The following is a 26346-nucleotide window of genomic DNA, read 5'->3' as shown; positions in this document are numbered from 1 at the left end:
CATATATAGCTAAATGAAAATAGGTTGCTCTAGACCCACTTGAATGAACAGTGATAAGATAAAAAAGCTGATTTTTCAAGAAGTAAGTCGAGGTGTGCAAATGAACAATAGTATAAGGGAGTCCATTGCCAAAAAAGTAGCATGGATTAGCGTATGGAGCAATATTGCCCTTACGCTAGGAAAAGTAATAGTAGGATGGGTTGGAAATAGTGATGCCGTATTTGCTGATGGTATTCACTCTGCAGCAGACGTATTTGCCTCTATTATTGTCTTGTTGGTTATACGAGTAGCAAATAAGCCGGCAGATGATGATCATCCATATGGGCATGGAAAAGCAGAAGTAATTGTCTCAGGGATTGTAGGAATTATTTTATTGCTTGTATCATTTTATGTGGTATTTGAAGGAGTCGTTGGTTTATTCCATCCGGTTGAATCTCCAAATATTTTAGCCATGTGGATTGCAGTTATTTCATACATAGCAAAGGTGTTGTTGTACCGTTATTCTTTAAACGTAGCGAAGCAGCACCACAGTAAGGCAATTGAGGCAATTGCATTTGATCATAAAGCAGATATTGTTGCTTCTATTGCGGCGGCAATTGGTGTTTTATTATCCATTATTGGTGATAAAATGGATGTTCAACTGCTGTTATACGGAGATAAAATAGCAAGTATCTTTGTTGCTTATTTAATTTTTAACATTGCCAGACAAATGATGGGAGAGTCTTTTCAAATCTTAATGGAAGGCAATATTGATGAAGAGCTACTGAAAGAACTTGAAGAAAGTATTTATGAATTTAAAGATGTGAAGCGGATTGATCGCGTTCGAGCAAGAGAACATGGCCATTACATATTAGTGGATGTACGTATTTCAATTGACCACTTTAAAACAATTAAGGAAGGCCATGATTTAGGACGAGAGATCAAAGCTACACTTATGAAAAAGCATGATAATATTCAGGAAGTATTAATCCATTTGAATCCTTATTATCCAGATTAAATAAGAAGCAGCGAAGTGTTATCTCGCTGCTTCTTATTATTTATAGATGTAGAAATTAATGAAATGAGTAGAATAAAATGATGAGGATTTTTATTTATAAAGAATCAAGCTTAATAAAATTGTATAAAGGGAATTGTATTTATTTATTGATGTGATAGGATAAAAAAGCATGTAAATGCATTCACTACGAATGAAAGCAGTGGACGGGTACATATAGATAATAATAAATGGTTTTGGGAGTCAAAGAAGGTGATGTTGAAGTGAATGTAAGCATCAGGTCAATCGTTAAAAAAGTCATGTTCACTCTATTTATTGCGTATACGGCAGTGGTCATTTATGCTACTCTCATACGGGAAAACGAACATGTTTACGGAAAAGCAATGAACTTGGATTTATTTAGTACGATCCGTCTGATGTGGGACAGCGGGAATATAATGCTCACTCTGACAAATATACTGGGAAATATCGTGATGTTTGCGCCTCTTGGAATGTTTATTCCTTTGTTTATGAAGTGGTTTGACGGTTTTATTCAAGTGTTTACGACTGGTTTCTTAATCAGTTTTTTGATTGAAATTTTACAGTACAAGCTAACGGAACGCGTATTTGATATTGATGATATCTTTTTGAATACGCTAGGTACATTTATAGGCTGGGTTATTATTAAAATACTATATTGGATTAAGAACATGCTGAAAGCACGTTTCAAAAAAAGATGAAAGTAACTCCATGCATGAAATCTACGTTTACCCTACCAATGAAAAAATCCGACGAGTTGGATTCTTAATCAAGAATTCAGCTCGTTCGGATCTTTCTTCAACTAAAATACTTTTTTCCCAGCTTCTGCTTCTTGTTGATAGAAACACTTAATGCAGCGTCTTACGGAAGAATGTGAGGATTCAACGATAATGTGCTGACAATTTTGCTGAACAAATAATAACTTTCCTTCAAGCTGCTTAATTTGTTCTTTAAGCTGTTCTACTTCATTATTGATAGATATTTGAACCACTGTTAACAAACTCTTTAGCTTTTTCTTTCATTCCTTCTTTTCTTACTTCGCTTACATCTTTTTCATTTTCGTGAGCCATGTTACGAATATCTTGAGAAATACGCATCGAACAGAATTTAGGTCCACACATTGAACAGAAATGGGCTGTTTTAGCACCTTCAGCGGGAAGTGTTTCATCGTGATATTCTTTTGCACGCTCTGGATCTAGTGACAGGTTAAATTGATCATTCCATCTAAATTCAAATCTTGCTTTAGACAGTGCATTATCGCGTTTTTGTGCTCCTGGATGGCCTTTTGCCAGGTCAGCGGCATGCGCAGCAATTTTATAGGTGATAACGCCTTCTCGAACGTCTTCTTTATTCGGCAGACCTAAATGTTCTTTTGGCGTTACGTAGCAAAGCATAGCTGTCCCAAACCAGCCAATCATTGCAGCGCCAATACCCGATGTAATATGGTCATAGCCTGGAGCGATGTCAGTTGTAAGCGGTCCAAGAGTATAGAAGGGAGCTTCCTGGCATATTTCCATTTGTTTATCTACGTTTTCTTTGATGAGGTGCATAGGGACATGTCCAGGACCTTCAATCATAACTTGAACATCGTGTTTCCAAGCAATTTTAGTTAATTCACCAAGCGTTTCTAATTCACCGAACTGTGCCTCATCATTAGCATCTGCAATGGAACCAGGACGTAGCCCATCGCCAAGCGAAATAGAAATATCATATGCTTTACAGATTTCACAGATTTCTTCAAAGCGAGTATATAAAAAGTTCTCTTCATGATGAGCTAAACACCACTGCGCCAAGATGGATCCTCCCCGTGAAACAATACCTGTCGTACGTTTCGCTGTCAGAGGAATATAGCGTAAAAGAACACCTGCGTGAATAGTAAAGTAATCAACACCTTGTTCTGCTTGTTCAATTAATGTATCGCGATATGCTTCCCACGTTAGATCTTCTGCTACACCTTTTACTTTTTCAAGCGCTTGGTAAATAGGAACGGTCCCTACAGGAACAGGCGAGTTGCGGATAATCCATTCGCGTGTTGTGTGGATATCCTTTCCTGTTGATAAATCCATAATTGTATCGGCTCCCCAACGCGTTGCCCATGTCATTTTTTCTACTTCATCTTCAATAGCTGAACGAATAGCTGAATTTCCGATATTAGCATTAATTTTCACGTGGAATTTGCGGCCGATAATCATCGGTTCGCTCTCAGGGTGATTGATATTATTAGGGATAATCGCACGTCCTCTTGCTACTTCTTCACGCACAACTTCAGGATCCATCTGTTCACGAATAGCGATAAATTCCATTTCGGGCGTGATGATTCCTTTTTTCGCATAGTGCATTTGCGTTACATTTTGATTTTTTTTCGCGCGCAAAGGTAAACGATTAGTAATAAAGCGCTCGTACTGATCTCTTGGATCACCATCATAATAACCGTTATCCTGTGGCTGAACCGTACGGCCTTGATATGTTTCTACATCGTTTCGTTCTGCAATCCACTTTTCGCGCAGAGCTGGTAATCCTTTTTGTAAATTAATTTCATAAGAGGGATCTGTATAAACACCGCTCGTGTCGTATACACGTACGGGACTATTTTCTTCTTCACCAAAAGACCCTGTAGTAGGAGACTGATGAATTTCACGCATAGGCACTTTAAGGTCTTGTCTGGATCCTTGGACATATACTTTGTGACTGTTTGGAAAAGGCTTTTTCATAGAAACTGATACATTTTGTTTTGACATTACATATTCCTCCGGTTTCGCATAAAGTGTAGCTATACCGAACCATAAAAAAATCGGGTTCTGTGATAGACAGAACCCGATGGAATAGGCGAAAAAAGAATAAACATATACTATTCTTTTCAAGACTACTTCCCTCCGCTGGTATAACCCAAATCAGGTTCAAAGGGTTAAAGAGTTTTATTGCACTCTTCTCTCAGTCTGAGCTACCAGACACCCCTAGTAGAAATAACATTCAAATTATTCGATTTACGGCTTAAGTTTACCATCATTCGGTAAAAAATCAACCCTTAAATAAAAAAAGCTAGACAATTAGCGTTGTCTAGCAGCATCGATTGCAATCACAATAGCTGTAATAATATGCATGATAAATCCTAAAAATGGAACCCAAGCAACCAGTGAGGTAACAATCCCTAGTATGTTTCCATAAGCAGATAACCCTCGTCTATTAGCTAAAATGAGCGTGATAGCATGAAGAATAAATCCAATAAAAAGAGGAGTATAGCTAAAGCCCATAACAATCCCCGCACCGATTAAAGGAATTCCCAGCAAGGCTTCGTACCCAGCAGTGACCCATTTCATTGTACGTACATTTCCATTCATAGTAAAAAGCCTCCTAAAAAAGATACTACTATATACGAGAAAAGAGAGAAAAAAGTTTCAAATTACTTAGGGGATATGTCGTATAAGTCAGCACTAGTTGATTAAAATGATAGATGACAGCAAAGGGGATGGAAAAAACATAATGATTTAGTCATTTTTTCACACCAAAGAAAAATAGTCTAGATGATTCATTTTTAGCTAAGGTACCGGAATTTATACCGAACATAGTGACTGCTTTTTAAAACAAATAAAAGCTGATATCTTGTTTTTTGGGTATAGGATGTAAGCTTTTTATTACAAATTATTAAAGATTCTTATCTTTTTGCAAATACACATTGTATTTCATAGTTTTAACAATTATGATAAAAAAGCAAGTGTCAAAATAGGAAAATAGTTGAGCATGTAAAACGAAGCGATAAGCTTATTAATTTGAAAGAAAGGCAAGGTACATAGCTTTATGTGGGAAATTATTGTAGCAATCATTTTAGGGATTGTAGAAGGTTTAACAGAGTTTGCTCCTGTTTCGTCAACTGGGCATATGATTATTGTGGATGACCTGTGGTTAAATTCAAAAGAATTATTTTCATCTCCAGTAGCTAATACATTTAAAATTGTTATTCAGCTAGGGTCGATCTTAGCAGTAGTTGTTATTTTTAAAGATCGTTTTATTAATTTATTAGGATTGGGAAAAAAACCAGCTGCTCCAATTGGACCGACAAATCGCTTGAATTTAATGCAGGTAATTGTTGGTCTGTTACCCGCAGGAGTGTTAGGACTTTTGTTTGATGATTACATTGATGAACATTTGTTTTCTTTAAATACGGTGCTAATTGGCTTAGTGGTCGGAGCTGTATTAATGATTCTAGCAGATTTGTTTGGACCTAAACGTCCGCGTGTAGAGACGGTGGACCAAATGTCTTATGGACAAGCACTGGGTATAGGACTGTTTCAATGTATTGCTCTTTGGCCAGGGTTTTCTCGTTCAGGCTCAACAATTTCAGGAGGGGTTCTTCTTGGAATGAGCCATAAGGCAGCCGCAGATTTTACATTTATTATGGCAGTGCCAATCATGGCAGGAGCAAGTGGACTTTCATTGGTTAAAAACTGGCAGTATTTCACATCAGATGCACTACCGTTTTTTATTGCTGGTTTTATCAGCGCCTTTATTTTTGCGCTTATATCTATTCGCTTTTTCCTGAAATTAATTAATCGTATCAAATTAGTACCATTTGCACTATATCGAATTGTTTTAGCAGCTATTCTATATTTTGTATTTTTATAAAATAAACACGCGTGTTCTTTAGTCCCTTAAGCTTCTAATTAAGACTCAAAGAGCAAGAAAAAGCTATTGCAACATTGCAATAGCTTTTTTGCATAAATATATATTATCGCCTTTTGTAAGCGTTTTATAAACATGGGTATTGACAAAACGTGTCGAAAAATAGTAAATTAATATTTGTGCAGTATAAAGTTAAGTAAAAGTAAGACTTCTGTTTAGTTTTATTGACTGTAAAAAACGTATGACAACGTATAGATCGTTTTAATTTTATAAAAACTGAATAATAAGCTTAATCGTATAGAGCGGGGGAATCATTATCGGCAGTAAAGCTGCCTTGGGGTGAATCCTTACAAAAAGGTAGGAAACTCTCAATTCCGAATCCGACAGTTAACCCCGTTTGCTTCATTGAGAGAAAGAGCCCAAAATAGCGTAAGTAAAAGGCTGTTCTTTCTTAAGAATAGTCTTTTTTTGTTTTTTCAGAAAAGTATATACAAATGTCATACATCTTTGGGGAGGTACATCTATGAAAAAAATTCGTTTTGGTTTGGCTACGCAGATTTTTACCGGTTTAATCCTCGGTGTTCTTGTAGGGGTAATTTGGTTTAACGATCCGCGTGTAGTAACATACCTACAGCCGCTAGGAGACCTATTTTTAAGATTAATTAAGATGATTGTTATTCCAATTGTTATCTCAAGCTTAGTCGTTGGAGTTGCAGGAGCAGGGAGCGGTAAACAGGTCGGAAAGCTTGGCGTTAAAACCATTCTCTATTTTGAAATTATTACAACTTTTGCAATTGTAATCGGTGTATTGATTGCTAATATTTTTCATCCTGGGCAAGGTGTAGACATTCATTCAGCACAGAAGAGTGATATTTCACAATACGTTGAAACATCCGAACAGCAAGAAGGAAAGTCAGTGGCTGAAACGTTCTTACACATTGTTCCGACAAACTTCTTCCAGTCAATTGTTGAAGGAGACATGCTAGCAATTATCTTCTTTACAGTGTTATTTGCACTTGGAGTAGCGGCAATTGGGGAAAGAGGAAAGCCAGTTGTACAATTCTTCGACGGCGTTTCTCACGCAATGTTTCACGTGGTAAACCTTGTAATGAAAGTGGCTCCAATTGGTGTATTTGCTTTAATTGGTGTAACAGTTTCAAAATTCGGCTTAGAGTCACTCCTTTCATTAGGAAAGCTTGTTATCTTAGTTTACTTAGCGTTAATTTTCTTCCTACTTGTTGTATTAGGAGGAATCGCGAAATGGGCAGGGATTAACATTTTCCACTTATTCCGCTATATGAAAGATGAACTGTTGTTAGCATACAGTACATCTAGTTCTGAGACAGTTCTTCCACGTATTATGGAAAAGCTTGAAAAGATGGGCTGTCCAAAAGCTATCGTATCGTTCGTTGTACCAATTGGTTATACGTTTAACCTAGATGGTTCTGTTCTTTATCAAGCTATTGCAGCGTTATTCTTAGCGCAAGTGTATGGTATTGATTTAACGATCGTTCAGCAGCTGACGCTCATTCTAGTATTGATGGTTACATCTAAAGGAATGGCTGCAGTGCCAGGAACATCATTTGTTGTATTACTAGCTACTCTTGGAACAATCGGCGTTCCGGCAGAAGGATTAGCCTTCATTGCGGGAGTAGACAGAATCATGGATATGGCACGTACGGTTGTTAACTTAGTAGGAAACACACTAGCAGCAATCGTAATGTCTAAATCTGAAGGTAAATTTGACCCTAAAAAAGGTACAGAGATCATGAGGGCCGGCTAATTTATAAACTTAAAAGCTACTTATTCTATTCAAAAAATTAGAATAAGTAGCTTTTTTCATAATAATTCCTTTATTATTATGGGAATTGACCCTATAATATGTAACATCAGGTATAAAAATATCCAAATTTTATTTTTACATAAAGCAGTCACTGGTTCCTTTCTTTATCAGTAAATGTAGAGATAGCTTAGCTAGTAGGGGGATAGTAGAGTATGTGGAAAAAGCGAATATGGGTCATCGCCTCGGTAGTAATCGTATGTTTGTTAATCCCTTACAGTTTACCGATTGTGTTTGCTTTATTAACAGCATTAGCACTTGAGGGTATTGTTCAAAAATTGCATCAATCTTTTAAAATGAAGAGAGTCTATGCAGTGCTTATGACCTTCATTTTATATGTTGTTTCGCTCATACTTATTGGATTTTTTATTGTTCGGACAATCGTTACGCAAGTGGTTGCTCTTTCAAAAATAGCACCTTCATTTGTAAAAGAAATCTATGAAACCGCAATTTATCCAACTATTATTAAGTGGAAGTACTATTCAAACGCTCTTCCTACAGAAGTGATTTCTTCTATCGAGCGCACACTTGAAAAAACCGTGAATTCATTAGATTCTCTACTAAAAAGTACTGTAGAAATCATCATTAGCTTTGCCGCTACTGTTCCTGGGTTTCTATTAGAGTTTCTTATTTATTTAGTAGCGCTTGTATTTATCAGCCTTGAGCTGCCTGCTATTAAAAATAAAATTAAGTCATTCTTAACAGAAGAAACGAAATATAAGCTACAAGTTGTCATCACTCAGCTTATCCAAGCGGGGGTTGGTTTTATCAAGGCACAAATTATTTTAAGTGTCATGACTTTTATAATGGCTTATGTAGGGCTTTGGCTACTAGATGTTCCGTATACCGCGCTTCTTAGTTTATTAATTGTAATTGTCGATATCTTACCAATCCTTGGGACAGGCTCTGTACTCGTCCCGTGGGGGATTTTTGCTCTTACTCAAGGACATGATTCACTTGCAATCGGCTTATTTATTCTATTTGGAGTCATTACGGTAGTAAGACGTGTAGTAGAACCAAAAGTATTTTCTACAAATATGGGTATTTCACCTTTGGCTGCACTAGTTAGTTTGTACATTGGATTTAAACTTTTAGGTTTTGTCGGGTTATTTTTAGGACCGGCTTTAGTTATTTTATACGATGCTCTTCGCAAAGTAGGTATTATTCAAATTAACTTTAAACTATAAAAGCGCTGGATAAAACTAGCGCTTTTTTTATTGAAACTTTTGTAGTACGTCATACGTAAAGAGGGAAAGGAAAAAACTATGTCGCGTTGGTTTTTATCTATCAATCGGCTGAATTATAGTTTTGCAGTCTTAGATTTAATGACATGAGGAGGAGAATTTTTGTTAGAGTCGGTTTTACTTTCTTTAATTGAAGCGCTAAAACAGCTCTCTTATTTTGGCGTAATTTTAGCATTAACGTTTGAGTTTGTCCCGGCAGAGCTAGTTTTACCTTTAGTAGGGTATTGGGTGTATCAAGGTGATATGAACTTGTATCTGGCTATCCTTGCAGGTACAGTAGGCGGTGTTTGTGGACCGTTGACTCTTTATGCACTGGGACGTTACGGTGGACGACCGCTGGTTTTAAAATATGGAAAATACTTTTTGGTGAAAGAAAAAGAAATTGACGCTGCCGATCGCTTTTTTAATAAGTACGGCAGCGGGGTCGCTTTTTTTGGACGGTTTATTCCAGGAGTGCGCACGGCTATCTCTTTTCCGTGCGGGATGGCAAAAATGAATGTCTGGCTGTTTTCTATTTACACATTTGTTGCGATGCTTCCAGTAACGGCTATTTACGTATATTTAGGATATAAGTTAGGACCTAAGTGGAAAGAGGTGGGGCCGATTGTGTCTCAATATATGCAGCCTATTGGAATCGGACTGGTTGTTTTAATTGCATTGTTTTTTATCATTAAATATGTGCGGAATAAACAAGTAGGACAGAGCTGATAAATCGAGGAAAAGAGTGAGGATATGTCAGAGCATGAACATTTGAGAATAGAATTACGAAAAATTGAAAAGTGGGAGAAAGACCAAAAAGGACTTTTTTTCTGGGAGCGGCTGGCTCGCTTGCCTTTTTCAGCTTTAGATAAAGTAACCCCAAAGTTCATTCATCAAAAAATAGAAAAATTATTAGATGAAATTGCTAAGTATGTTGATAATGGAGGTCAGTATTTAGCTAATACATCTGCCACGCTAGAGAAAGCATCAGCCCAGTTACAAGAAAATAATCAGCTTTCAATAGAGGATATTCAGCATTTATCTCTGCAGGAAATGGATGAATTGGCGGAGTATTTTATTGAAGTCCGAAAAAAGAATGCACAGCTGCAAGGAGCTACAACAGGAGTAGGTGGAATTTTTACACTGGCGATTGATATTCCTTTTGTATTGGGACTTACACTTAAGACACTGCAAGAAGTGGCTGTTTCTTATGGTTACGATCCCACTGAGCAAGAGGAACGCATTTTTATGGTCAAATGCATGCAGTTTTCATCCTCTGATATTGTAGGCAAGCGTGCGATTTTAGAAGAATTAGCAAGCGGCAATCGAACGCAGAGCTTGCAGCAGCTCCAAGGTTGGAGAGAAGTGTTTCTAACTTATAGAGACAACTTGGGATGGAAAAAGCTATTTCAAATGATTCCTATAGCAGGAATGGTATTTGGGGCGTATATTAACAAACAAGCGATTACTGACATAGGAGAAGTTGGAATGATGCTTTACCGTAAAAGACGCATTTTGGAAAAGGTCTCACAATCTTAAAAATAAAAAGAGACTGGTGCGAAAGTATTTTAGTTGAAGAAAGATCCGAACGAGTTTGATTCTTGGTTGAGAATCAAACTCGTTCGGATTTTTTCATTGGTATAGTAAATGCAGCTTTCAAGTGTTTAGTTGCTTCTAGCTGTTGATTGGAGGGCAAGGCGAAGACTCCTGCGGAAAAAGCGGAACAGATGAGACCCCGCAGGAGCGAAAGCGACGAGGAGGCTCAACGGCCGCCCGCGGAAAGCGAAGCCTTGCACGGAAATCAACAGCGGTGTAACGAGTGATTCATACTAGATCGTTTACCCTTTTGTTCGTGTTTAGATGGGATTGATTTGCTTATGTCTCAATTACTTTTTTTCGACATTATTTCCGGGAAAATATGTCGAGGTGTGCTAAGTCTATTTCCTTAATCAAAATGAAAAGTAGGAATGGTAATGGTATTTTTTCGTCTAGCAATCAGCAAATAAATAATACCGATTATACTCCAAACAATACCGATAAATAAGGATGTTTTTTCTAAGTTAAGCCACATAAAAAACAAAAATAAACTGCCGAGTAGAGGCATAAGTACATATGAAATATATCCACTGAAGGAACGCTTGTTTTGATGAATAAAATAATGGATAAAAACTGCTATGTTCACTGAGCTGAACGCAATTAAAGCGCCAAAATTAATTAAAGAGGTAGCTTTTTCAAGAGACAGACCTAGTGAAATTAAAGAGAGACCACCAATAATTACTACGTTCCAAATAGGCGTCTTTGTTTTAGGGTGAATATAGCCAAAAATTCCTCGCGGCAGATAACCATCTTTCCCAATTGCGTAGAGAAGTCTTGATGCACTCATATGTGAGACAAGTCCAGAAGCAATAGTTGAAGTCAAGGCCGCTGCTACAAAAATAGATTGAAAAAGCTGGCCGCCAATTTTATAAGCGATTTCAGCCGATGCACCTTCTAAATCATGAAACAAAGAGGCTGAAGGGAAAAGAAGCTGAGCAAAGTAAGAAACTGTAATAAATAACGCGCCTCCTGTACATGCAATAATGAGAATCCCTTTGGGAATGGTTTTCTCAGGCTTAATTGTTTCTTCCGCCATGGTGGTTACGGCATCAAAGCCTAAAAAAGAAAAGCATAAAATGGCCGCCCCGTTTAATAACAGAGATACAGAGGCCGCTTCACTTATAAACGGTTTAAATGATAACTCTTCGCCTTGAGTTGTAGCACTTAAAATAATAAAGATGATAGCGACTAAAATTTGAAAAGCAACTAATAGCGTACCAAAAGAAACGGTTAAATGAACGCTAAAAATATTCATTATGGTCATGATGACAACAAAGCTGATAATCCATACGGCCTTTGGAACACCTGGAAACAGAGAGCTTAGGTAAATATTTGTCAAAAGTGCATTAATCATCGGTAGAAATAGATAATCAAGAAGAGCCGTCCATCCTACCAAAAAACCAATGCTTGGATTCATTACTTGCTGTGCGTATGTATAAGAAGAACCAGCTCCGGGAAAAGCTTTTACCATTTTTCCATAACTAATGGCTGTGAATAAAATAGCAATCAACGTGAATGCATAAGCACCTGAAACATGTCCATCTGTGGATTCAGTTACAATGCCAAATGTATCGAAAACGGCCATGGGTGCCATGTAGCCTAATCCTATCACGACGATATGCCATAATTTTAGTTGTTTAAGAAGAGAAGGTCCATGATTCATATTTGTCATCCTTTCTTTGTATAATCATTCTGCAGTATTTATTATTATACTATATTGTTAGATTTGTCATCTTTTTTTGAAAAAGAAGAGAAAATTGCGCGCTAAGAGATAAAGAGCGTTTAGTTAATTGCTAGATAAAGCAAAAAAATGCTTTTTTTCACTTTGATTTTTACCATTGAGTCTAGAAAGTATTTTACATAAAATGAAAGAAAGTAAAAAAGCTTCGATTAGAGTGATCTACTTGTAATAAATACGAAAACAAACTTTTGAATGCGGTTACATTTTCGTGGGTGTATAAACTTATAATGATGATAAAGGAGATGAAAGAAGTGATTGCTACACCCTATATAAACTTGGAGATAAACAAGGGACCAGGTGTGCATGTTGTATTGGATGAAACAAAAAAAGATGGTGTTTATTTTATTAAATTAACGGTCAAGTCGATTAAAAAAAGAATTCTTCCAAAAATGGCGTTAAAATGGAGCGTTCCGTTGTTAGATATTCAACTATATAAATCTATACAAACTAGTCAGGGGGATGTGAGTACCTCTTCTGTTCATTGTTTTATGAATAAGAATGGCTCTAACCGCTACACTATTGCATGTTCAGACATACTTCACCCTATTCGGTGTGCCCCCAATTGGAAGGAAATGTGTCTAGATGTGGAGATGACCCTATTTAATGAAAGCACTTGGTCTCTTCATAGCTACGAAACTGAACTGCGAGTAGATACAAGAATGATTGAAACAGAAGAGTTATTCCAAGATTTAGCCAAATGGTATGAGAGCAAAGAGATTAATGTAGCAGCTACTTTTGAGCATGCAACGGCAATAGATGAAAAAGGAAATGTCTCGTTAGATATTTGATGGTGAGGAGAGAGATAGAGTGGGAATATTATTTAATGAACGTACCAAGGAGTTTCACCTGCAGGGCCGCGATGTAAGTTATATCTTTTCAGTGTTGAGAAACGGGCAGCTTGGTCACTTATACTATGGAAAAAAGCTTAAGCACCGTCCGTCTTTTCAGCATTTTTTACGTGTAGAAACAAGAGGAGCTAGCGCTTCGGTATATGAAGGAGAACTAGCATTTTCTCTTGAAACAATCAAACAAGAGTATTCTTCTTATGGGACAACAGACTTCAGAGAGCCAGCCTATCAACTTCTTCAGCAAAACGGAAGCCGAATCACAAATTTTGAATACGATAACCATAAAATTTACAAAGGCAAGAAGCCATTAAACGGCTTACCTGCTACATACGTAGAAGAAGAGGGTGAAGCCACGAGTGTAGAAGTTGAAATGATTGATAAATTGCTCAATGCATCACTTATTTTAACGTACACCGTTTACGAAGACCGAAATATTATTACGCGTCACGCACGATTTGAACATAGAGGAGAAGAACCAGTCGATATTTTGCGTATCATGAGCGGCAGCATTGATTTGCCTACATCAAATTATGAAATGGTTCAGCTTTCCGGTGCTTGGATTCGAGAGAGACACGTGAAAACAAGAATGCTTCAGCCGGGTATTCAAAGTATTTCTAGTGCGAGAGGTACAAGCAGCAGTCAGCAAAACCCATTTTTAATTTTAAAGAATCCAGCTGCAACTGAACACATTGGAGAAGCGTATGGTTTTAGTCTCGTATACAGCGGAAACTTTCTTGGACAAGTGGAAGTAGATCACTATAATGTATCAAGAGTAACGATGGGCATTCATCCTTTTGATTTTCAGTGGCGACTAGAAAGTGGACAAACTTTTCAATCACCAGAACTAGTACTGGCTTATTCGAATAATGGGCTAAACGGCCTTAGCCAAGAGTATCATGAGCTTTATCGCAAGCGTCTCGCTAGAGGAAAATGGCGGGATTTAGAGCGACCAGTTTTAATTAATAACTGGGAAGCGACGTATTTTGATTTTAACGAAGAGAAAATTGTACATATTGCCAAAGAAGCACAAAAGCTGGGCGTTGAACTTTTTGTATTGGATGACGGCTGGTTTGGTAAACGTAATGATGATACAACTTCTCTTGGAGACTGGTTTGTAGATGAAAATAAGCTTCCGGGCGGTATGAAATCACTTGCTCAAAAAGTAACGGAATTAGGTATGGACTTTGGATTATGGTTTGAACCTGAAATGATTTCAAAGCAAAGCAATTTGTATGAAAAGCATCCAGACTGGCTAATTCATGTGCCAGATCGTCATCAGTCTCATGGAAGAAATCAATATGTGCTTGATTTTTCACGAGAAGAAGTAGTGAATTATATTTATGAACGAATGGAAGCTATTTTAAGTGAAGCACCTATCTCGTATATAAAATGGGATATGAATCGAAATATAACGGAGATTGGATCTGTTGGGCTGCCTGCGAATCGCCAGTTTGAAGTAGTACATCGCTATATTTTAGGAGTATATGATTTGTATGAGCGACTAACAAAGAAGTTTCCGGATATTTTATTTGAATCGTGTGCAAGCGGGGGCGCTAGATTTGATCCGGGAATGCTTTATTATGCTCCCCAAGCTTGGACGAGCGATAACACGGACGCGATTGAACGTCTGAAAATTCAGTACGGCACGTCTTTTGCCTATCCAATCAGTTCAATGGGAGCACACGTATCAGCCGTACCAAATCATCAAGTACGCAGAGTAACAAGTCTAGAAACAAGAGGAGACGTTGCGTATTTTGGGGCATTTGGTTATGAGTTGGATGTTACGCTGATGACAGAAGATGAAAAAGAAACGGTAAAAAAACAAATTCAGTATTATAAAAAACACCGATCTCTTATTCAAAATGGAACATTCTATCGATTAAAAAGTCCGTTTGAACAAGATGGAAATGTGACGAGCTGGATGGTTGTTTCATCCGATCAAAAACAGGCAATCATCGGTTATTATCAAGTATTAGCTAGACCAAATCCTTCTTATGAACACATTGAGCTAAAAGGGCTTCATCCTGATTATGAATATACGGTGATGGAAACAGACCAAACAGCTTATGGAGATGAGCTCATGTACGCAGGAATTGCTCTAACTCATGAGTATCCGGGTGTTGAAGCATACGATGAAAAATCCGGAGACTTTGTATCGGTTATTTACACACTGCAAGCGCAATAAGCAAAAAGCCACTTCTATATCATAGAAGTGGCTTTTTGAGTTAACTATTAATTATACAGTGTTGACATAAAAGGAGAAGTAATGGTAACTTTTAGTTATAATTGTTAACTTTTTATTTTTATAAGTTTACTAAATGGAGGGGAATCGATGGAAACCACAAGTTTAAGAGATTGGAAAGCACTTGCTCAGTCTATTATTAAAGGGAAAGAAATTACATATAATGAAGCGCTTCAACTTCTTCATGTACCGGATGAAGAAGTGTTAGAGGTCATGAATGCCGCTTACTTAATTCGTCATCATCATTATGGGAAAAAAGTAAAGCTCAATATGATTATTAATACTAAATCGGGTTTATGCCCAGAAGACTGTGGATATTGCTCACAGTCGATTGTATCAGAAGCGCCGATTGATAAGTATGCGTGGTTAACAAAAGAGAAAATTGTAGAAGGTGCTTTTGAAGCTCAAAAAAGAAAAGCAGGTACATATTGTATCGTGGCGTCAGGCCGCCGCCCTACTGATAAAGAAGTAGCGCACGTAGTGGGAGCGGTAAAAGAAATTCGTCAAAAGACAGACTTGAAAATCTGTGCCTGTCTAGGATTTTTAACAGATGATCAAGCACACGAACTAGTCGAGGCGGGTGTTCATCGCTATAATCATAATTTAAATACTCACGCTGATAACTACGACAATATTTGTTCTACACATGGCTATGAAGATCGAGTCGATACGGTTACTACATCTAAAAAAGCAGGTTTGTCACCTTGTTCTGGTGCGATTTTTGGAATGGGCGAGACAAATGAACAAGCCGTTGAATTAGCTTTTCAAATTAAAAAGTTAGATGCAGATTCTATTCCATGCAACTTTCTTGTTGCCGTTCCAGGAACGCCTCTAGAAGACAAAAAGGCGTTAAAGCCAATGCAATGCTTAAAGCTGTTAGCGATGATGCGTTTTGTAAATCCAACCAAAGAAATTCGAATTTCAGCAGGCAGAGAAGTCAACCTCAGATCACTTCAGCCGCTTGGTTTGTTTGCTGCAAACTCAATTTTTGTAGGTGATTACTTAACGACTCAAGGTCAAGAACCTACAGCTGACTGGGGTTTAATTGAAGATTTAGGATTTGAAATTGAAGAATGTGCACTGTAAAGCCGTTGAGAAATCAACGGTTTTTTGATTTTTAGGCGATTTACAGGAACTATACGGTTTTTTTACAAAACTCAACAGCTTCTTTATATTTCCTTCATAAATAACCATTATTATGAAACATGTGAACGATAAGTGAATAGTTACTAAGGTTATGAAATTGAGAAACCACAAAAAACAATAGGTCTATATCAATACCCTATGCGTTTTTTGTGGTTTTTTGTGAATGAAAGGAAGGCATCGTCTTGAATAAGGAAGCAGATTTCTTACAACAGCTTGGGCAAGACCGTTTAATTGCATCTATTAAAAGCCCAAAAAATTTAGAGCAATTTTTAGAAACAGAGATCCAGGCAGCCTTTTTATTAACGGGCAATATTAGTGTGATTAAACGCTATGTAGATTTACTCAAACAGCATAATCGAACGGTTTTTTTACACGTTGAAAAAATTCCGGGGATTAGCTATGACCGAGAAGGGCTTAAATTCCTTGCTAAGTTTGTAAAGCCTACAGGTATCGTAACTACTAAAAGTTCACTCATTAATTACGCAAAGCAAGAAGGACTGGTTGCTATTCAGCGGCTGTTTTTAGTTGATACAGACGCGGTAGCACAAGGGTTAAAAACCGTTCAAGATATTAAACCGGATGCATTAGAACTAATGCCAGGATTAATTCCGGAGATGATAGAAAAAGTCGTTAAAAAAACAAGTATCCCTATTATTACGGGTGGACTCATTCAAAATGAAAGCCATATCCAAGCTGCTTTAAAAGCAGGAGCTACGGCAGTTTCTACAGGGAAATCATGGTTGTGGAAAAAATATGAATAAGAGAAAGGAGCGTTTTTAATGAAAAAAGTAGAGCTAGTTAACATTGGGAAGTCATACGATCAAAAAACAAATGTTATTCAAGATATTAACGTCACAATTGAACCGGGAGAGTTTTTCGTACTAGTAGGTCCTTCAGGGTGCGGGAAAAGCACAATGCTGAGAATGATTGCCGGATTAGAAGAAGTCACGCAGGGAGAGCTGCTAATTGGAGATGTAAAAGCAAATAAACTGCTTCCAAGTCAGCGCAATTTGTCAATGGTGTTTCAAAACTATGCCTTATATCCGCATTTGACAGTGGAACAAAATATTCTTTTTGGTCTGCATACAAAGAAAATTTCAAAGCAAGAACAGCAAAAGCGCTGCAGGGAAGCAGCAGAAATGCTTGGTTTAAGTGAATATTTAAAGCGAAAGCCTAGACAGCTTTCGGGAGGACAGCGTCAGCGTGTAGCGCTCGCACGTGCTATTGTTACTCATTCGCCTATTTGCTTGATGGATGAGCCGTTATCCAACTTGGATGCGAAGCTGCGAGCAAAGATGAGGTCAGAAATTCGTCAGATTCAGCGTAAGTTAGGTATTACGATGATTTATGTCACGCACGATCAAACAGAGGCGATGACGATGGCAGATCGAATGATGATTTTAAATGGAGGAAATATTCAACAAGTTGGACGTCCGCTTGATATTTACAATGCACCAAAGAACACGTTTGTAGCATCTTTTATAGGTTCTCCCCCTATGAATCTATCAAACGTTTCTATAGAAAATAACTTACTAGTTTTTGAAGATAGACGAGCTATTTCTATGAGTACACCACACAGTAACCTTAACGGTAAAAAAGAAGTTGTGGTTGGAGTGAGACCTGAGCATATACAGCTTGCGACAAACGATAACACGAGTTTTATTGTGGAGGTAGATAATGTAGAAATTCTAGGCACGGAAACACTGCTTACATTTCATATAGGTGACAAGCAGTGGATGGCTAAGTGGAACGGTCAATGGAATATAAAGGTGGGAGAGCGCGTTCCTATTTTTATCGATCCAAAACACCTGTTTTTATTTGATGGTGATACAGGTTCATGCTTGCACTACGAACCATTAACGGAAGATTTAACTGTAAAGGGGGCATTTGTATGAATGCTGTTACCAAAACAGCAAACTCGCCTGTTTCTGTTTCATCAAATCCAAAAGAAAAGAAGTCAATGCCTAATATTATTGTAGGATTATCTTACTTGCTACCATCATTGTTGTTATTTGGGGTATTTCTTTTCTACCCAATGATTAAGACCTTATATTTAAGTCTTTTTATTACAGACACACAGGGAAACCCCTTAAATTTTGTAGGACTGCAAAATTTCTTTTATCTATTTACAGATCCGAACTTTTTGCAAAGTATGAAAGCCACTTTTCTATTTGTACTCTACACAGTGCCTATTGGTTTAATTATTGCATTGTTCCTAGCGTTAATCGCCAATGAAAAGCTGAAAGGAATTGGTTTTTTCAGAACAATGTTTTCATCTACCATGGGAATGAGCGTAGCGGCTTCTTCTGTGATTTGGATGTTTATGTATAATCCGACAATCGGGGTTATCAATAAAGTATTAAACCTTGTAGGGATTCATGACGTGCAGTGGTTATTAGATCCTAAGTATGCATTGGTTGCTGTGTCCATCTCTACGATTTGGATGAACATTGGGTTTACTTTTTTAATCTTACTTGGCGGGTTACAAAATATTGATGAAAAGCTGTATGAAAACGCACGTATTGCTGGAGTTAGCTATTGGTATCAGCTGCGTAAAATTACGCTTCCTATGCTTTCGCCAACGCTGTTTTTTATTATCACCGTTTCGTTTATTAACGCGTTTCAAACGTTTGGACAAATTGATATTTTAACAAAAGGCGGACCTACAGATTCGACAAATGTCATTGTTTATTCAATCTACAAAGATGCATTTGTAAACTATAATGTTGGTTCTGCGAGCGCTCAAGCTACAATTTTGTTTTTCTGTATTCTACTGGTTACCGCTCTTCAATTCAAGCTGGGGGAAAGGAAGGTACATTATCAATGAGCATCACGAGAAAATGGACAACTTACTTGCTACTCATTGCAGCTACTTTAGTATTGATGTTTCCTATTCTATACGCTTTTTCCATTAGTTTTATGAGTGGAGCGGAAGTGTTGGAAGGAAAGATTTGGCCGTCATCTTTTTCATTTGAAAACTATCGGGATGCTTTTGAAAAAGTTCCGCTGCTTCATTATTTAATTAACAGTTTTGCAGTGTCTATCTTCGTAATGGCTGGGCAACTGTTAGTTTCGAGTTTGGCTGCTTTTGCATTTGTATTTATTAAATTTAAAGGAAGAGATGCTATTTTCTTTCTCTTTATTTCTACGATGATGATTCCATGGGAAGCCACGATGGTTCCTAACTTTTTAACAGCACAAAAGCTAGGATGGATTAATAGCTATTTAGGATTAACGATTCCTTTTTTTGCTTTAGCGTTTGGGACATTTTTATTGCGTCAACAGTTTAAAACCATTCCGAATGAGTTATATGAAGCTTCACAAGTTGCAGGGGTCAGCCGCTTTCGTTTCTTTTGGAACGTCGTGCTCCCTGTGTCTAAAACAAGTCTAGTTACGCTTGGTGTATATAGCTTTTTAACAACATGGAATATGTATTTATGGCCACTATTAGTGACAAATACGGAGGATGTTCGTACCGTTCAGATTGGTTTAAAGCAAATGCAAACACAGGAGATTTCAACTGATTGGGGCGTGGTTATGGCCGCTGTCGTTGTTGTTATCTTACCGACATTATTACTATTATTCCTAGGTCAAAAACGTCTTCAAAAAGGATTAACCCAAGGTGCAATTAAATAGGAGAGTGAATGTGATGAAAAAGATATTGGCTATCGTAACGGCATGCTTGCTAGTTATTCTAGGTGCTTGCTCAAATTCAACTGGTTCTTCGGAAGCGCAAGAAACAAAAAAAACAGCATCAGGTAAAACAGAAGTCGTATTTTGGCACGCTATGAGCGGTGATCTTGAAAAATCACTCAATAAAATTGTCGATGAGTACAATAAATCTCAGGACAAAGTCGAAGTAAAGCCTGTTTTCCAAGGAACGTATGAGGAGGCACAAACAAAATTTAATACAGTAGCAGGAACAAAGGATGCACCGGCTATTATGCAAACGTTCGAAGTAGGAACGAAATTCATGATAGACAGCGGCAAGATTCAGCCTGTTCAAAAGTTTATCGATCAAGACCACTATGATACTTCACAGTGGGAGAAAAACATTTCAAGCTATTACCAAGTAGATGGAAAGCAATATTCAATGCCGTTCAACTCTTCAACACCTGTTCTTGTTTACAACAAAGATGCTTTTAAAAAAGCAGGGTTAGATCCTGAAAATCCTCCAAAAACGTATGATGAATTAAAGGCAGCTGCAAAGAAATTAACAGAAAAACAAGGAAATAAAACATCGCAATACGGTTTTTCAATTCTAAATTACGGATGGTTCTTTGAAGAGCTAGTTGCTTCTCAAGGCGGTTTGTATGTGGATCATGAAAACGGCCGTAAAGGTGATGCTGAGAAGGCAGTATTTAATGGAAAAGAAGGACAAAACGCATTTAATTTAATCAATGATATGTACAAAGAAGGTACATTTTACAACGTAGGGCAAAACTGGGATGATATGCGCGCAGCCTTTCAATCTAAAAAAATTGCAATGTTCCTAGACTCATCAGCAGGTATTAAAACATTAGTAGACAATGCTCCATTTGATGTAGGTGTATCTTATATTCCGGTTCCAAAAGAAGAGGATCGCCAAGGAGTAGCTATCGGCGGAGCATCTTTATGGATGTCTAAAGGCATCAGTGATGAAACATCAAAAGCAGCATGGGACTTCATGAAATATTTAGCAACACCAGAAGTTCAAGCAAAATGGCATGTAGAAAGTGGATACTTTGCAGTTAACCCAAAAGCGTATGAACAAGATATTGTAAAAAAAGAGTGGGAGAAATATCCGCAGTTAAAAGTAACGGTTGATCAGCTTCGTGAAACAAAGTCTACGTCAGCGACACAGGGTGCTTTAATTTCTGTGTTTCCTGAATCGCGTCAAAAGGTAGTAACAGGAATGGAAAGCCTGTATCAAGGAGTAAAGCCAAAAAGAGCACTTGATCAAGCAGCAAAAGAAACAAATAGAGCATTAGAAGTAGCCAATCAAAAATAACGTATGATTACGAAGCTCGTCTTTCAAGTTATTTTGAGGACGAGCTTTTTACTTAGTGAATGACTAGTTAGGGGAGATAGAGGACAATGAATACTTCAATTGATCTTTATGCGCATCGCGGCTTTAGCGGACGATATCCTGAAAATACAATGATTGCATTTGAAGAAGCTAGGAAAATGCAAGTTGCAGGTATTGAATTAGATGTACAATTAACAAAAGACGGGGAAATAGTAGTTATTCACGATGAACGAATTGACAGAACGACGAATGGAATGGGGTATGTTCAAGAATTTTCATACAAACAGCTGCGTTTATTCGATGCTGGAAGTTGGTATGACTCTCGTTTTTCTAAACAATCGATTCCAACTTTAGTAGAAGTGTTTGAGTGGATGACGGACAAAAAGACAAAATTAACGGTGAATATTGAGTTAAAAAATGACCGAATTTACTATCCAAAACTTGAAGAAAAAGTTCTTCGTCTAATCGATGAGTTTGATTTAGAAGATCAAGTTATTTTGTCATCTTTTAACTATGATAGCTTGGCTAAAGTGAGATCTCTCCATTCATATATACCAACAGGTTTTTTATTTGAAGGGGTGAGCGAGGAGGCGATTGGAAAAGCGAAATCGATTGGAGCGCATCTACACTGTGATATGTCGTTTGCTCTTTCTCCATACGGGAAAAAAGCAAAGCAAGAAGGATTAGACTTACGAGTATATACGATTAATGAAATGGAGGACCTCTTAAAGCTCCAGCAGGCTTCAGTAGAAGTAGTAATGACAGATTACCCTAACCGTTTTTTCTCTATAATGTTCAAAGGATGACGTAGAAAGGCCGTATGTATTCATACGGCCTTTTTTACAGGATAAAAAATTTTTTATTCTGAATAGTATAAAATTTATATTGTGAAATTGTTTTATAGATGATATATTGAGAATAGATTATAATGTTCCTTGTGAAAGCGAATACATGTTGCGTAGCTCCGCAAACGTTCATTTGCCGGTCCCTAGCATCGTCTGTTAGCTCTTTTAGGAGGAATAAAAAATTATGTATGATCAAGATACTATCTACATTATTGGAGATGCCAAAGCTCCTCAAAGCAATCCGATCACTAAAAAGTTCAATCAGTATTTTTTAGGATTGGTAGTTGATAAAACAAATGGGAAAATTATTGATGTGGAATGCTCAGCGACGATTGAGCTGACCGTTCGATTTGTTCAATCGATTTTTATTGGACGTCACATAAGTGATCCCACCCTTACAGACGAAATTAACAGCCGCTACTTTGGGTCTTCCCAAAAAGCGCTGGTGGTAGCGTTTTATGATGCACAGAAAAAATATCAGCAAATAACAGCTGCTTTGTCTACATAGACCTAGACGAAATCCAGCCTGACGTTTTCAAACGTTAGGCTGGATTTTGTTTTGTATAAAAACATTTTCGTGGAGATGAAGGGGGAAGAATAAATGATTCAAGATGGATTTATGTATGTGAGTGTGTTAACTGCCTTTGCGGCGCTCATGGTAGGAATTGAAAAAAGATTTAAAGCCAATCGATTTTTTAAGTTTATTCCAGGTATTGTACTTATTTATATAGGAGCTGCTCTTATGCAAACGGCTGGATTATTTGGGGACAGCGAGTCAAATGCCTCCATGTATACGGGCGTTAAAAATGCACTTCTTCCTGCTATGCTGATGCTTATGCTCCTAAAGTGTGATGTTCGAAGTGTAATTAAACTTGGGCCAAGAATGCTGGGAGGGTTCATCGTTGCGGTTTTTAGTATAATGATAGGTTTTATCCTAGTCTATGCCATCTTTAAGAATTTCTATGTAGAGGATACGTGGAAAGCTTTTGGGGCTTTATCAGGAAGCTGGACCGGGGGATCAGCTAACATGGTTGCCCTCCAAGGGATCTTGGATGTTCCAGAAAATATATTTGGCTACGCTCTTATGATGGATACGATTAACTATGCCGTATGGGTTATGTTTATGTTTTGGCTTGTACCATTTGCATCTAAATTTAATAAATGGACAAAAGCAGACGTCAGCTTTATTGAGAATAGTATAGATGAAGTCGCAGCAACGTCTGAAAGCAAAAAAGAAGGTCCTCAGTTTCAGCATCTTCTTTATTTGCTTGGTCTAGGTTTGTTCGTTTCGGCATTATCTACATTTATCGGAGGGCGTTTGCCTGAAGTGGGGGCCGTTATTAATGCAACGAGCTGGACGATTATGATTGCATCTGTCGTTGGTTTAGTACTTGCTGTAACCCCAGCGGCAAAAATTCCAGGTACGCTCGATGTATCCAATGTTATGTTATACATCGTTGTAGCGCTAATTGCTTCCCAATCAGATTTTTCAAATTTAGCTCAGGCTCCTATTTACTTAGTATCTGGTTTTCTCATTATGTTCGTGCACTTAGTGATCATGCTGCTGCTAGCTAAACTATTTAAATATGATTTATTTACGCTCGGGGTAGCAAGTTTAGCTAATATTGGCGGAATGGCGTCTGCTCCAATGCTTGCAGCTGCTTATAACCGTGCACTGATTCCTGTAGGAGTCATTATGGCTCTGATGGGTTCCTTCTTAGGTACTTATTTTGGTATGATGATCGCCAAAATTTTAGGGACGATCTAAGAATAAACCAAAATACGTATAAAAGAATATTTGTGCTGAATCGAAAGGAAGCGATTGAAATGATAATTAAAGATATAACTGTAAAGCATCAAACCGTTCCACTGCTCGTTCCGTTTAAAACAGCGCTTCGAACAGCAACAGAGATAGACAGCATAAGTGTAGAAATTCAGTTAGAAAACGGAATAAAAGGAAAAGGAGCGGCTTCGCCAACATATGTTATTACAGGCGATTCTTTAGAAGGCATTCAAGCTGCACTTCAAGGACCTATTAAACTAGCGTTAGTAGGGGAGGATATACGTCAGTTTCAAAAACTCTTAAAAAAGATTCAAAGCTGCTGCATTCACAATTCAAGTGCTAAAGCGGCTGCCGATATCGCTTTGCATGATGCTTATACAAAACTCCTCAAAATTCCTTTATATGCTTTCTTGGGCGATAAGCAGCCTATCTCTACGTGTATGACAATAAGTGTGGATACACCTGAGAAAATGGCTGAAGACGCACAAAAAAGTGCAGCGGACGGATTTGATATTTTAAAAGTAAAGGTAGGTTCAATTCCTGAGCTAGACCTTGAGCGAATCAAACATATTCGATCTGTCATTCCGGATCGTGTAAAACTTCGTTTGGATGCAAATCAAGGATGGACTCCAAAGCAAGCAGTGCAATTAATTAATGAAATGGAAGCTCTCAATTTTGGTATTGAGCTGGTAGAACAGCCTGTTGCTGCTCATGATTGGGAAGGGTTAAAGTTTGTGACTGAACGAGTAAACGTACCCATTATGGCAGATGAGAGTCTATTTTCTGCCAAAGATGCATTAAAGCTTGTAAGCGGAAGATACGTGGATCTTTTAAATATTAAGCTAATGAAGTGCGGAGGAATTAATGAAGCAAGAAAAATCGCAAGTATTGCTGAGGCGAACGGTGTTGCGTGTATGATTGGAAGCATGATGGAACCATCACTTTCGGTTGGAGCAGCTGCTCATCTGGCAGCCGCTCATCCGAATATCACGTATTTTGACTTAGATGCTCCTCTTTGGCTTTCAGCTGAACTGGATGTATTAAAGTACAGCGGTCAAGAGGTTTTCTTATCAGATCTTCCCGGAATAGGAGAAATCACCGTTCCTATCTCAAAATAAAAAGATAGTAATATAGTAGAAGGAGAGAGACGATGAATATAAAACGTTGGCTTTTGACGGCAACAACAGTTATTTTAGCTACATTTGGGGTCAGTGCAGTTCCTTTAGTTCATGCTTCTGAAGAAAAAGAAACTGCTTATATAGATGTCGCAGCAGCTACTCTGTGGACAGCACCAAACATCTTGCGTGAAGTGGACGCCCCGTCAGCTACCAATCCGGTAGATATGAAAAAGTGGACCACATCGATGGATTTGAAACAGAAGCAGCAGTTATCTAGCGACGGAATGCTTGAGACACAAGCGTTATATGGAAACAAAGTAACGGTTTTAGAGAGACAAGGAGACTGGGTAAAAGTAGCTGTAGACGGACAGCCTACTTCTCGAAATGAATTAGGATATCCCGGATGGATGCCTAATAAGCAGCTAGCCTATAGCAAAAGGTACGACCAGTATGCAAAGGATCCTTTTGTAATGGTGACAGCTCCCACTACGTATTTATATCATTCTCCTTCTTTAAAAAAGAAAGGCATTGAAGTTAGCTATAACACGCGCTTACCTCTTTTGACAAAATCAAAGAGTGCATATAAAGTATTAAAACCAAATGGAAAGACAGCATGGATTTCTGCAAAAACAGGAAAAATCTACGCGTCTCAAAAAGATATTCCTGTACCAACTGGGACGGAGCTTGTTGAAAGTGGAAAGGCATTTTTAAACCTTCCATATTTATGGGCTGGCATGAGTGGTTTTGGATTTGACTGCTCTGGATTTACGTTTACGATGTACCAGTCCCATGGTATTACGATTCCACGTGACTCAGGGCCACAGTCTCGAGCAGGAAAACCAGTAGAGATGAACAACCTTCAACCTGGAGACTTATTATTCTTTGCCTATAACCAAGGAAAAGGAAGCGTCCACCATGTAGCAATGTATGCGGGAGATGGCATGATGATTCATTCGCCGAACTCCGAGCGGACAGTAGAGATTATTCCTTTAAACACGAAGGGATATATTGAAGAGTATGCAGGTGCACGTCGTTATTTACCTTAATCAGTAAGATAAGAAGGAAGCTCTTTTTGTGAAGAGCTTCTTTTTTAATATAAAGTATAAAAAATTAGAAAATTTAGTTTATTTACGTTTAACTACTTCTCAGTAAGGGAAGTAGTTAAACAAGAGAAAGAAATTATTTTTTTCTTGAAACATATTGACTTTATATGAAAAGCGTTATATTATTATAAAGCGTCGTTGAGACATAACGGTAACAACGAAGCTGAAAAAAAGAATTTTAAAAAGTTGTTGACATTACGTTGATAACTTGATAAGATAATAAA

General features: G+C 37.7%; 25 protein-coding genes and 2 riboswitches. Of the genes, 21 read left to right on the top strand and 4 right to left on the bottom strand.

The window, feature by feature from the left end; genetic code table 11:
- Nucleotides 1-100 precede the first annotated feature (100 nt).
- Complete coding sequence (locus N178_RS23685; protein WP_045295312.1) at nucleotides 101-997, top strand: cation diffusion facilitator family transporter; 897 nt, start codon at nucleotides 101-103, stop codon at nucleotides 995-997.
- Nucleotides 998-1257: 260 nt separating this feature from the next.
- Nucleotides 1258-1713: a VanZ family protein gene (locus N178_RS23680; RefSeq protein WP_224357742.1), complete on the top strand. Its 456-nt coding sequence runs from the start codon at nucleotides 1258-1260 to the stop codon at nucleotides 1711-1713.
- 101 nt (nucleotides 1714-1814) lie between these two features.
- On the opposite strand, the gene N178_RS23675 is transcribed toward N178_RS23680, so the two are convergent.
- The 3 genes from N178_RS23675 to N178_RS23665 form a co-directional block, all read right to left on the bottom strand.
- Nucleotides 1815-2003 (bottom strand): hypothetical protein, encoded by a 189-nt coding sequence (locus tag N178_RS23675; protein ID WP_045295307.1) that lies wholly within the window; start codon nucleotides 2001-2003, stop codon nucleotides 1815-1817.
- Nucleotides 1981-3750 (bottom strand): phosphomethylpyrimidine synthase ThiC, encoded by a 1770-nt coding sequence (gene thiC, locus N178_RS23670; RefSeq protein WP_045295306.1) that lies wholly within the window; start codon nucleotides 3748-3750, stop codon nucleotides 1981-1983. Before thiC ends, N178_RS23675 begins: the two co-directional genes overlap by 23 nt.
- Nucleotides 3751-3863: 113 nt before the next feature.
- Nucleotides 3864-3978: riboswitch (TPP riboswitch) on the bottom strand.
- 81 nt (nucleotides 3979-4059) lie between these two features.
- Entirely contained in the window at nucleotides 4060-4350 is a 291-nt protein-coding gene (locus N178_RS23665) for a hypothetical protein (protein WP_045295305.1), read from the bottom strand.
- A gap of 457 nt (nucleotides 4351-4807) precedes the next feature.
- On the opposite strand from N178_RS23665, the gene N178_RS23660 reads away from it, so the two are divergent.
- From N178_RS23660 to N178_RS27950, 6 genes are all read left to right on the top strand, one after another.
- Nucleotides 4808-5632 carry an undecaprenyl-diphosphate phosphatase gene (locus N178_RS23660; RefSeq protein WP_045295304.1) on the top strand — a complete coding sequence of 275 codons (825 nt, stop codon included), beginning with the start codon at nucleotides 4808-4810 and terminating at the stop codon, nucleotides 5630-5632.
- A gap of 273 nt (nucleotides 5633-5905) precedes the next feature.
- Nucleotides 5906-6046: riboswitch (cyclic di-AMP (ydaO/yuaA leader) on the top strand.
- 106 nt (nucleotides 6047-6152) lie between these two features.
- A complete protein-coding gene (locus N178_RS23655) occupies nucleotides 6153-7412 on the top strand; it encodes a cation:dicarboxylate symporter family transporter (RefSeq protein WP_045295303.1) in 1260 nt (419 codons plus the stop codon).
- Between the two features lie 212 nt (nucleotides 7413-7624).
- Entirely contained in the window at nucleotides 7625-8656 is a 1032-nt protein-coding gene (gene ytvI, locus N178_RS23650; protein ID WP_045295302.1) for a sporulation integral membrane protein YtvI, read from the top strand.
- Nucleotides 8657-8815: 159 nt separating this feature from the next.
- Nucleotides 8816-9421 (top strand): DedA family protein, encoded by a 606-nt coding sequence (locus N178_RS23645; protein ID WP_045295301.1) that lies wholly within the window; start codon nucleotides 8816-8818, stop codon nucleotides 9419-9421.
- Nucleotides 9422-9445: 24 nt separating this feature from the next.
- The gene (locus N178_RS23640; RefSeq protein WP_045295300.1) at nucleotides 9446-10231 is read left to right on the top strand and encodes an EcsC family protein; all 786 of its coding nucleotides are present in this window, start codon (nucleotides 9446-9448) and stop codon (nucleotides 10229-10231) included.
- A 142-nt stretch (nucleotides 10232-10373) separates the two neighbouring features.
- Nucleotides 10374-10508, top strand: coding sequence for a hypothetical protein (locus tag N178_RS27950; protein ID WP_255256646.1), 135 nt, complete (start codon nucleotides 10374-10376; stop codon nucleotides 10506-10508).
- 129 nt (nucleotides 10509-10637) lie between these two features.
- On the opposite strand, the gene N178_RS23635 is transcribed toward N178_RS27950, so the two are convergent.
- The gene (locus N178_RS23635; RefSeq protein WP_045295299.1) at nucleotides 10638-11951 is read right to left on the bottom strand and encodes an APC family permease; all 1314 of its coding nucleotides are present in this window, start codon (nucleotides 11949-11951) and stop codon (nucleotides 10638-10640) included.
- 320 nt (nucleotides 11952-12271) lie between these two features.
- On the opposite strand from N178_RS23635, the gene N178_RS23630 reads away from it, so the two are divergent.
- The 13 genes from N178_RS23630 to N178_RS23570 all read left to right on the top strand — a co-directional run bounded on the left by N178_RS23630 (nucleotide 12272) and on the right by N178_RS23570 (nucleotide 26065).
- Complete coding sequence (locus N178_RS23630) at nucleotides 12272-12817, top strand: hypothetical protein (protein WP_224357741.1); 546 nt, start codon at nucleotides 12272-12274, stop codon at nucleotides 12815-12817.
- A 19-nt stretch (nucleotides 12818-12836) separates the two neighbouring features.
- Nucleotides 12837-15062 (top strand): alpha-galactosidase, encoded by a 2226-nt coding sequence (locus N178_RS23625; RefSeq protein ID WP_045295297.1) that lies wholly within the window; start codon nucleotides 12837-12839, stop codon nucleotides 15060-15062.
- A 147-nt stretch (nucleotides 15063-15209) separates the two neighbouring features.
- A complete protein-coding gene (gene bioB, locus N178_RS23620) occupies nucleotides 15210-16205 on the top strand; it encodes a biotin synthase BioB (RefSeq protein WP_045295296.1) in 996 nt (331 codons plus the stop codon).
- A gap of 242 nt (nucleotides 16206-16447) precedes the next feature.
- Nucleotides 16448-17026, top strand: coding sequence for a glycerol-3-phosphate responsive antiterminator (locus N178_RS23615; protein WP_025753238.1), 579 nt, complete (start codon nucleotides 16448-16450; stop codon nucleotides 17024-17026).
- An 18-nt stretch (nucleotides 17027-17044) separates the two neighbouring features.
- Nucleotides 17045-18160 carry an ABC transporter ATP-binding protein gene (locus tag N178_RS23610; protein WP_045295294.1) on the top strand — a complete coding sequence of 372 codons (1116 nt, stop codon included), beginning with the start codon at nucleotides 17045-17047 and terminating at the stop codon, nucleotides 18158-18160.
- Nucleotides 18157-19092 carry a carbohydrate ABC transporter permease gene (locus tag N178_RS23605; protein WP_045295293.1) on the top strand — a complete coding sequence of 312 codons (936 nt, stop codon included), beginning with the start codon at nucleotides 18157-18159 and terminating at the stop codon, nucleotides 19090-19092. Before N178_RS23610 ends, N178_RS23605 begins: the two co-directional genes overlap by 4 nt.
- Nucleotides 19089-19901: a carbohydrate ABC transporter permease gene (locus tag N178_RS23600; protein WP_045295292.1), complete on the top strand. Its 813-nt coding sequence runs from the start codon at nucleotides 19089-19091 to the stop codon at nucleotides 19899-19901. The genes N178_RS23605 and N178_RS23600 overlap by 4 nt, the downstream gene beginning before the upstream one ends.
- A gap of 13 nt (nucleotides 19902-19914) precedes the next feature.
- Nucleotides 19915-21255 carry an ABC transporter substrate-binding protein gene (locus tag N178_RS23595; protein ID WP_045295291.1) on the top strand — a complete coding sequence of 447 codons (1341 nt, stop codon included), beginning with the start codon at nucleotides 19915-19917 and terminating at the stop codon, nucleotides 21253-21255.
- An 86-nt stretch (nucleotides 21256-21341) separates the two neighbouring features.
- Nucleotides 21342-22079, top strand: a complete 738-nt coding sequence (locus tag N178_RS23590) for a glycerophosphodiester phosphodiesterase (protein ID WP_045295290.1) — start codon at nucleotides 21342-21344, stop codon at nucleotides 22077-22079.
- A 223-nt stretch (nucleotides 22080-22302) separates the two neighbouring features.
- Complete coding sequence (locus N178_RS23585; protein ID WP_045295289.1) at nucleotides 22303-22626, top strand: DUF3870 domain-containing protein; 324 nt, start codon at nucleotides 22303-22305, stop codon at nucleotides 22624-22626.
- A gap of 93 nt (nucleotides 22627-22719) precedes the next feature.
- Nucleotides 22720-23886 carry a DUF819 family protein gene (locus N178_RS23580; protein ID WP_045295287.1) on the top strand — a complete coding sequence of 389 codons (1167 nt, stop codon included), beginning with the start codon at nucleotides 22720-22722 and terminating at the stop codon, nucleotides 23884-23886.
- Between the two features lie 59 nt (nucleotides 23887-23945).
- Nucleotides 23946-25019 carry a dipeptide epimerase gene (locus N178_RS23575; protein WP_045295286.1) on the top strand — a complete coding sequence of 358 codons (1074 nt, stop codon included), beginning with the start codon at nucleotides 23946-23948 and terminating at the stop codon, nucleotides 25017-25019.
- A gap of 32 nt (nucleotides 25020-25051) precedes the next feature.
- Nucleotides 25052-26065 carry a C40 family peptidase gene (locus N178_RS23570; RefSeq protein WP_052942427.1) on the top strand — a complete coding sequence of 338 codons (1014 nt, stop codon included), beginning with the start codon at nucleotides 25052-25054 and terminating at the stop codon, nucleotides 26063-26065.
- Nucleotides 26066-26346 lie beyond the last annotated feature (281 nt).

It is taken from the genome of Priestia aryabhattai B8W22 (assembly GCF_000956595.1).
Lineage (GTDB): Bacteria > Bacillota > Bacilli > Bacillales > Bacillaceae_H > Priestia > Priestia aryabhattai.
This window is presented reverse-complemented; position numbering and strand designations above follow the sequence as displayed.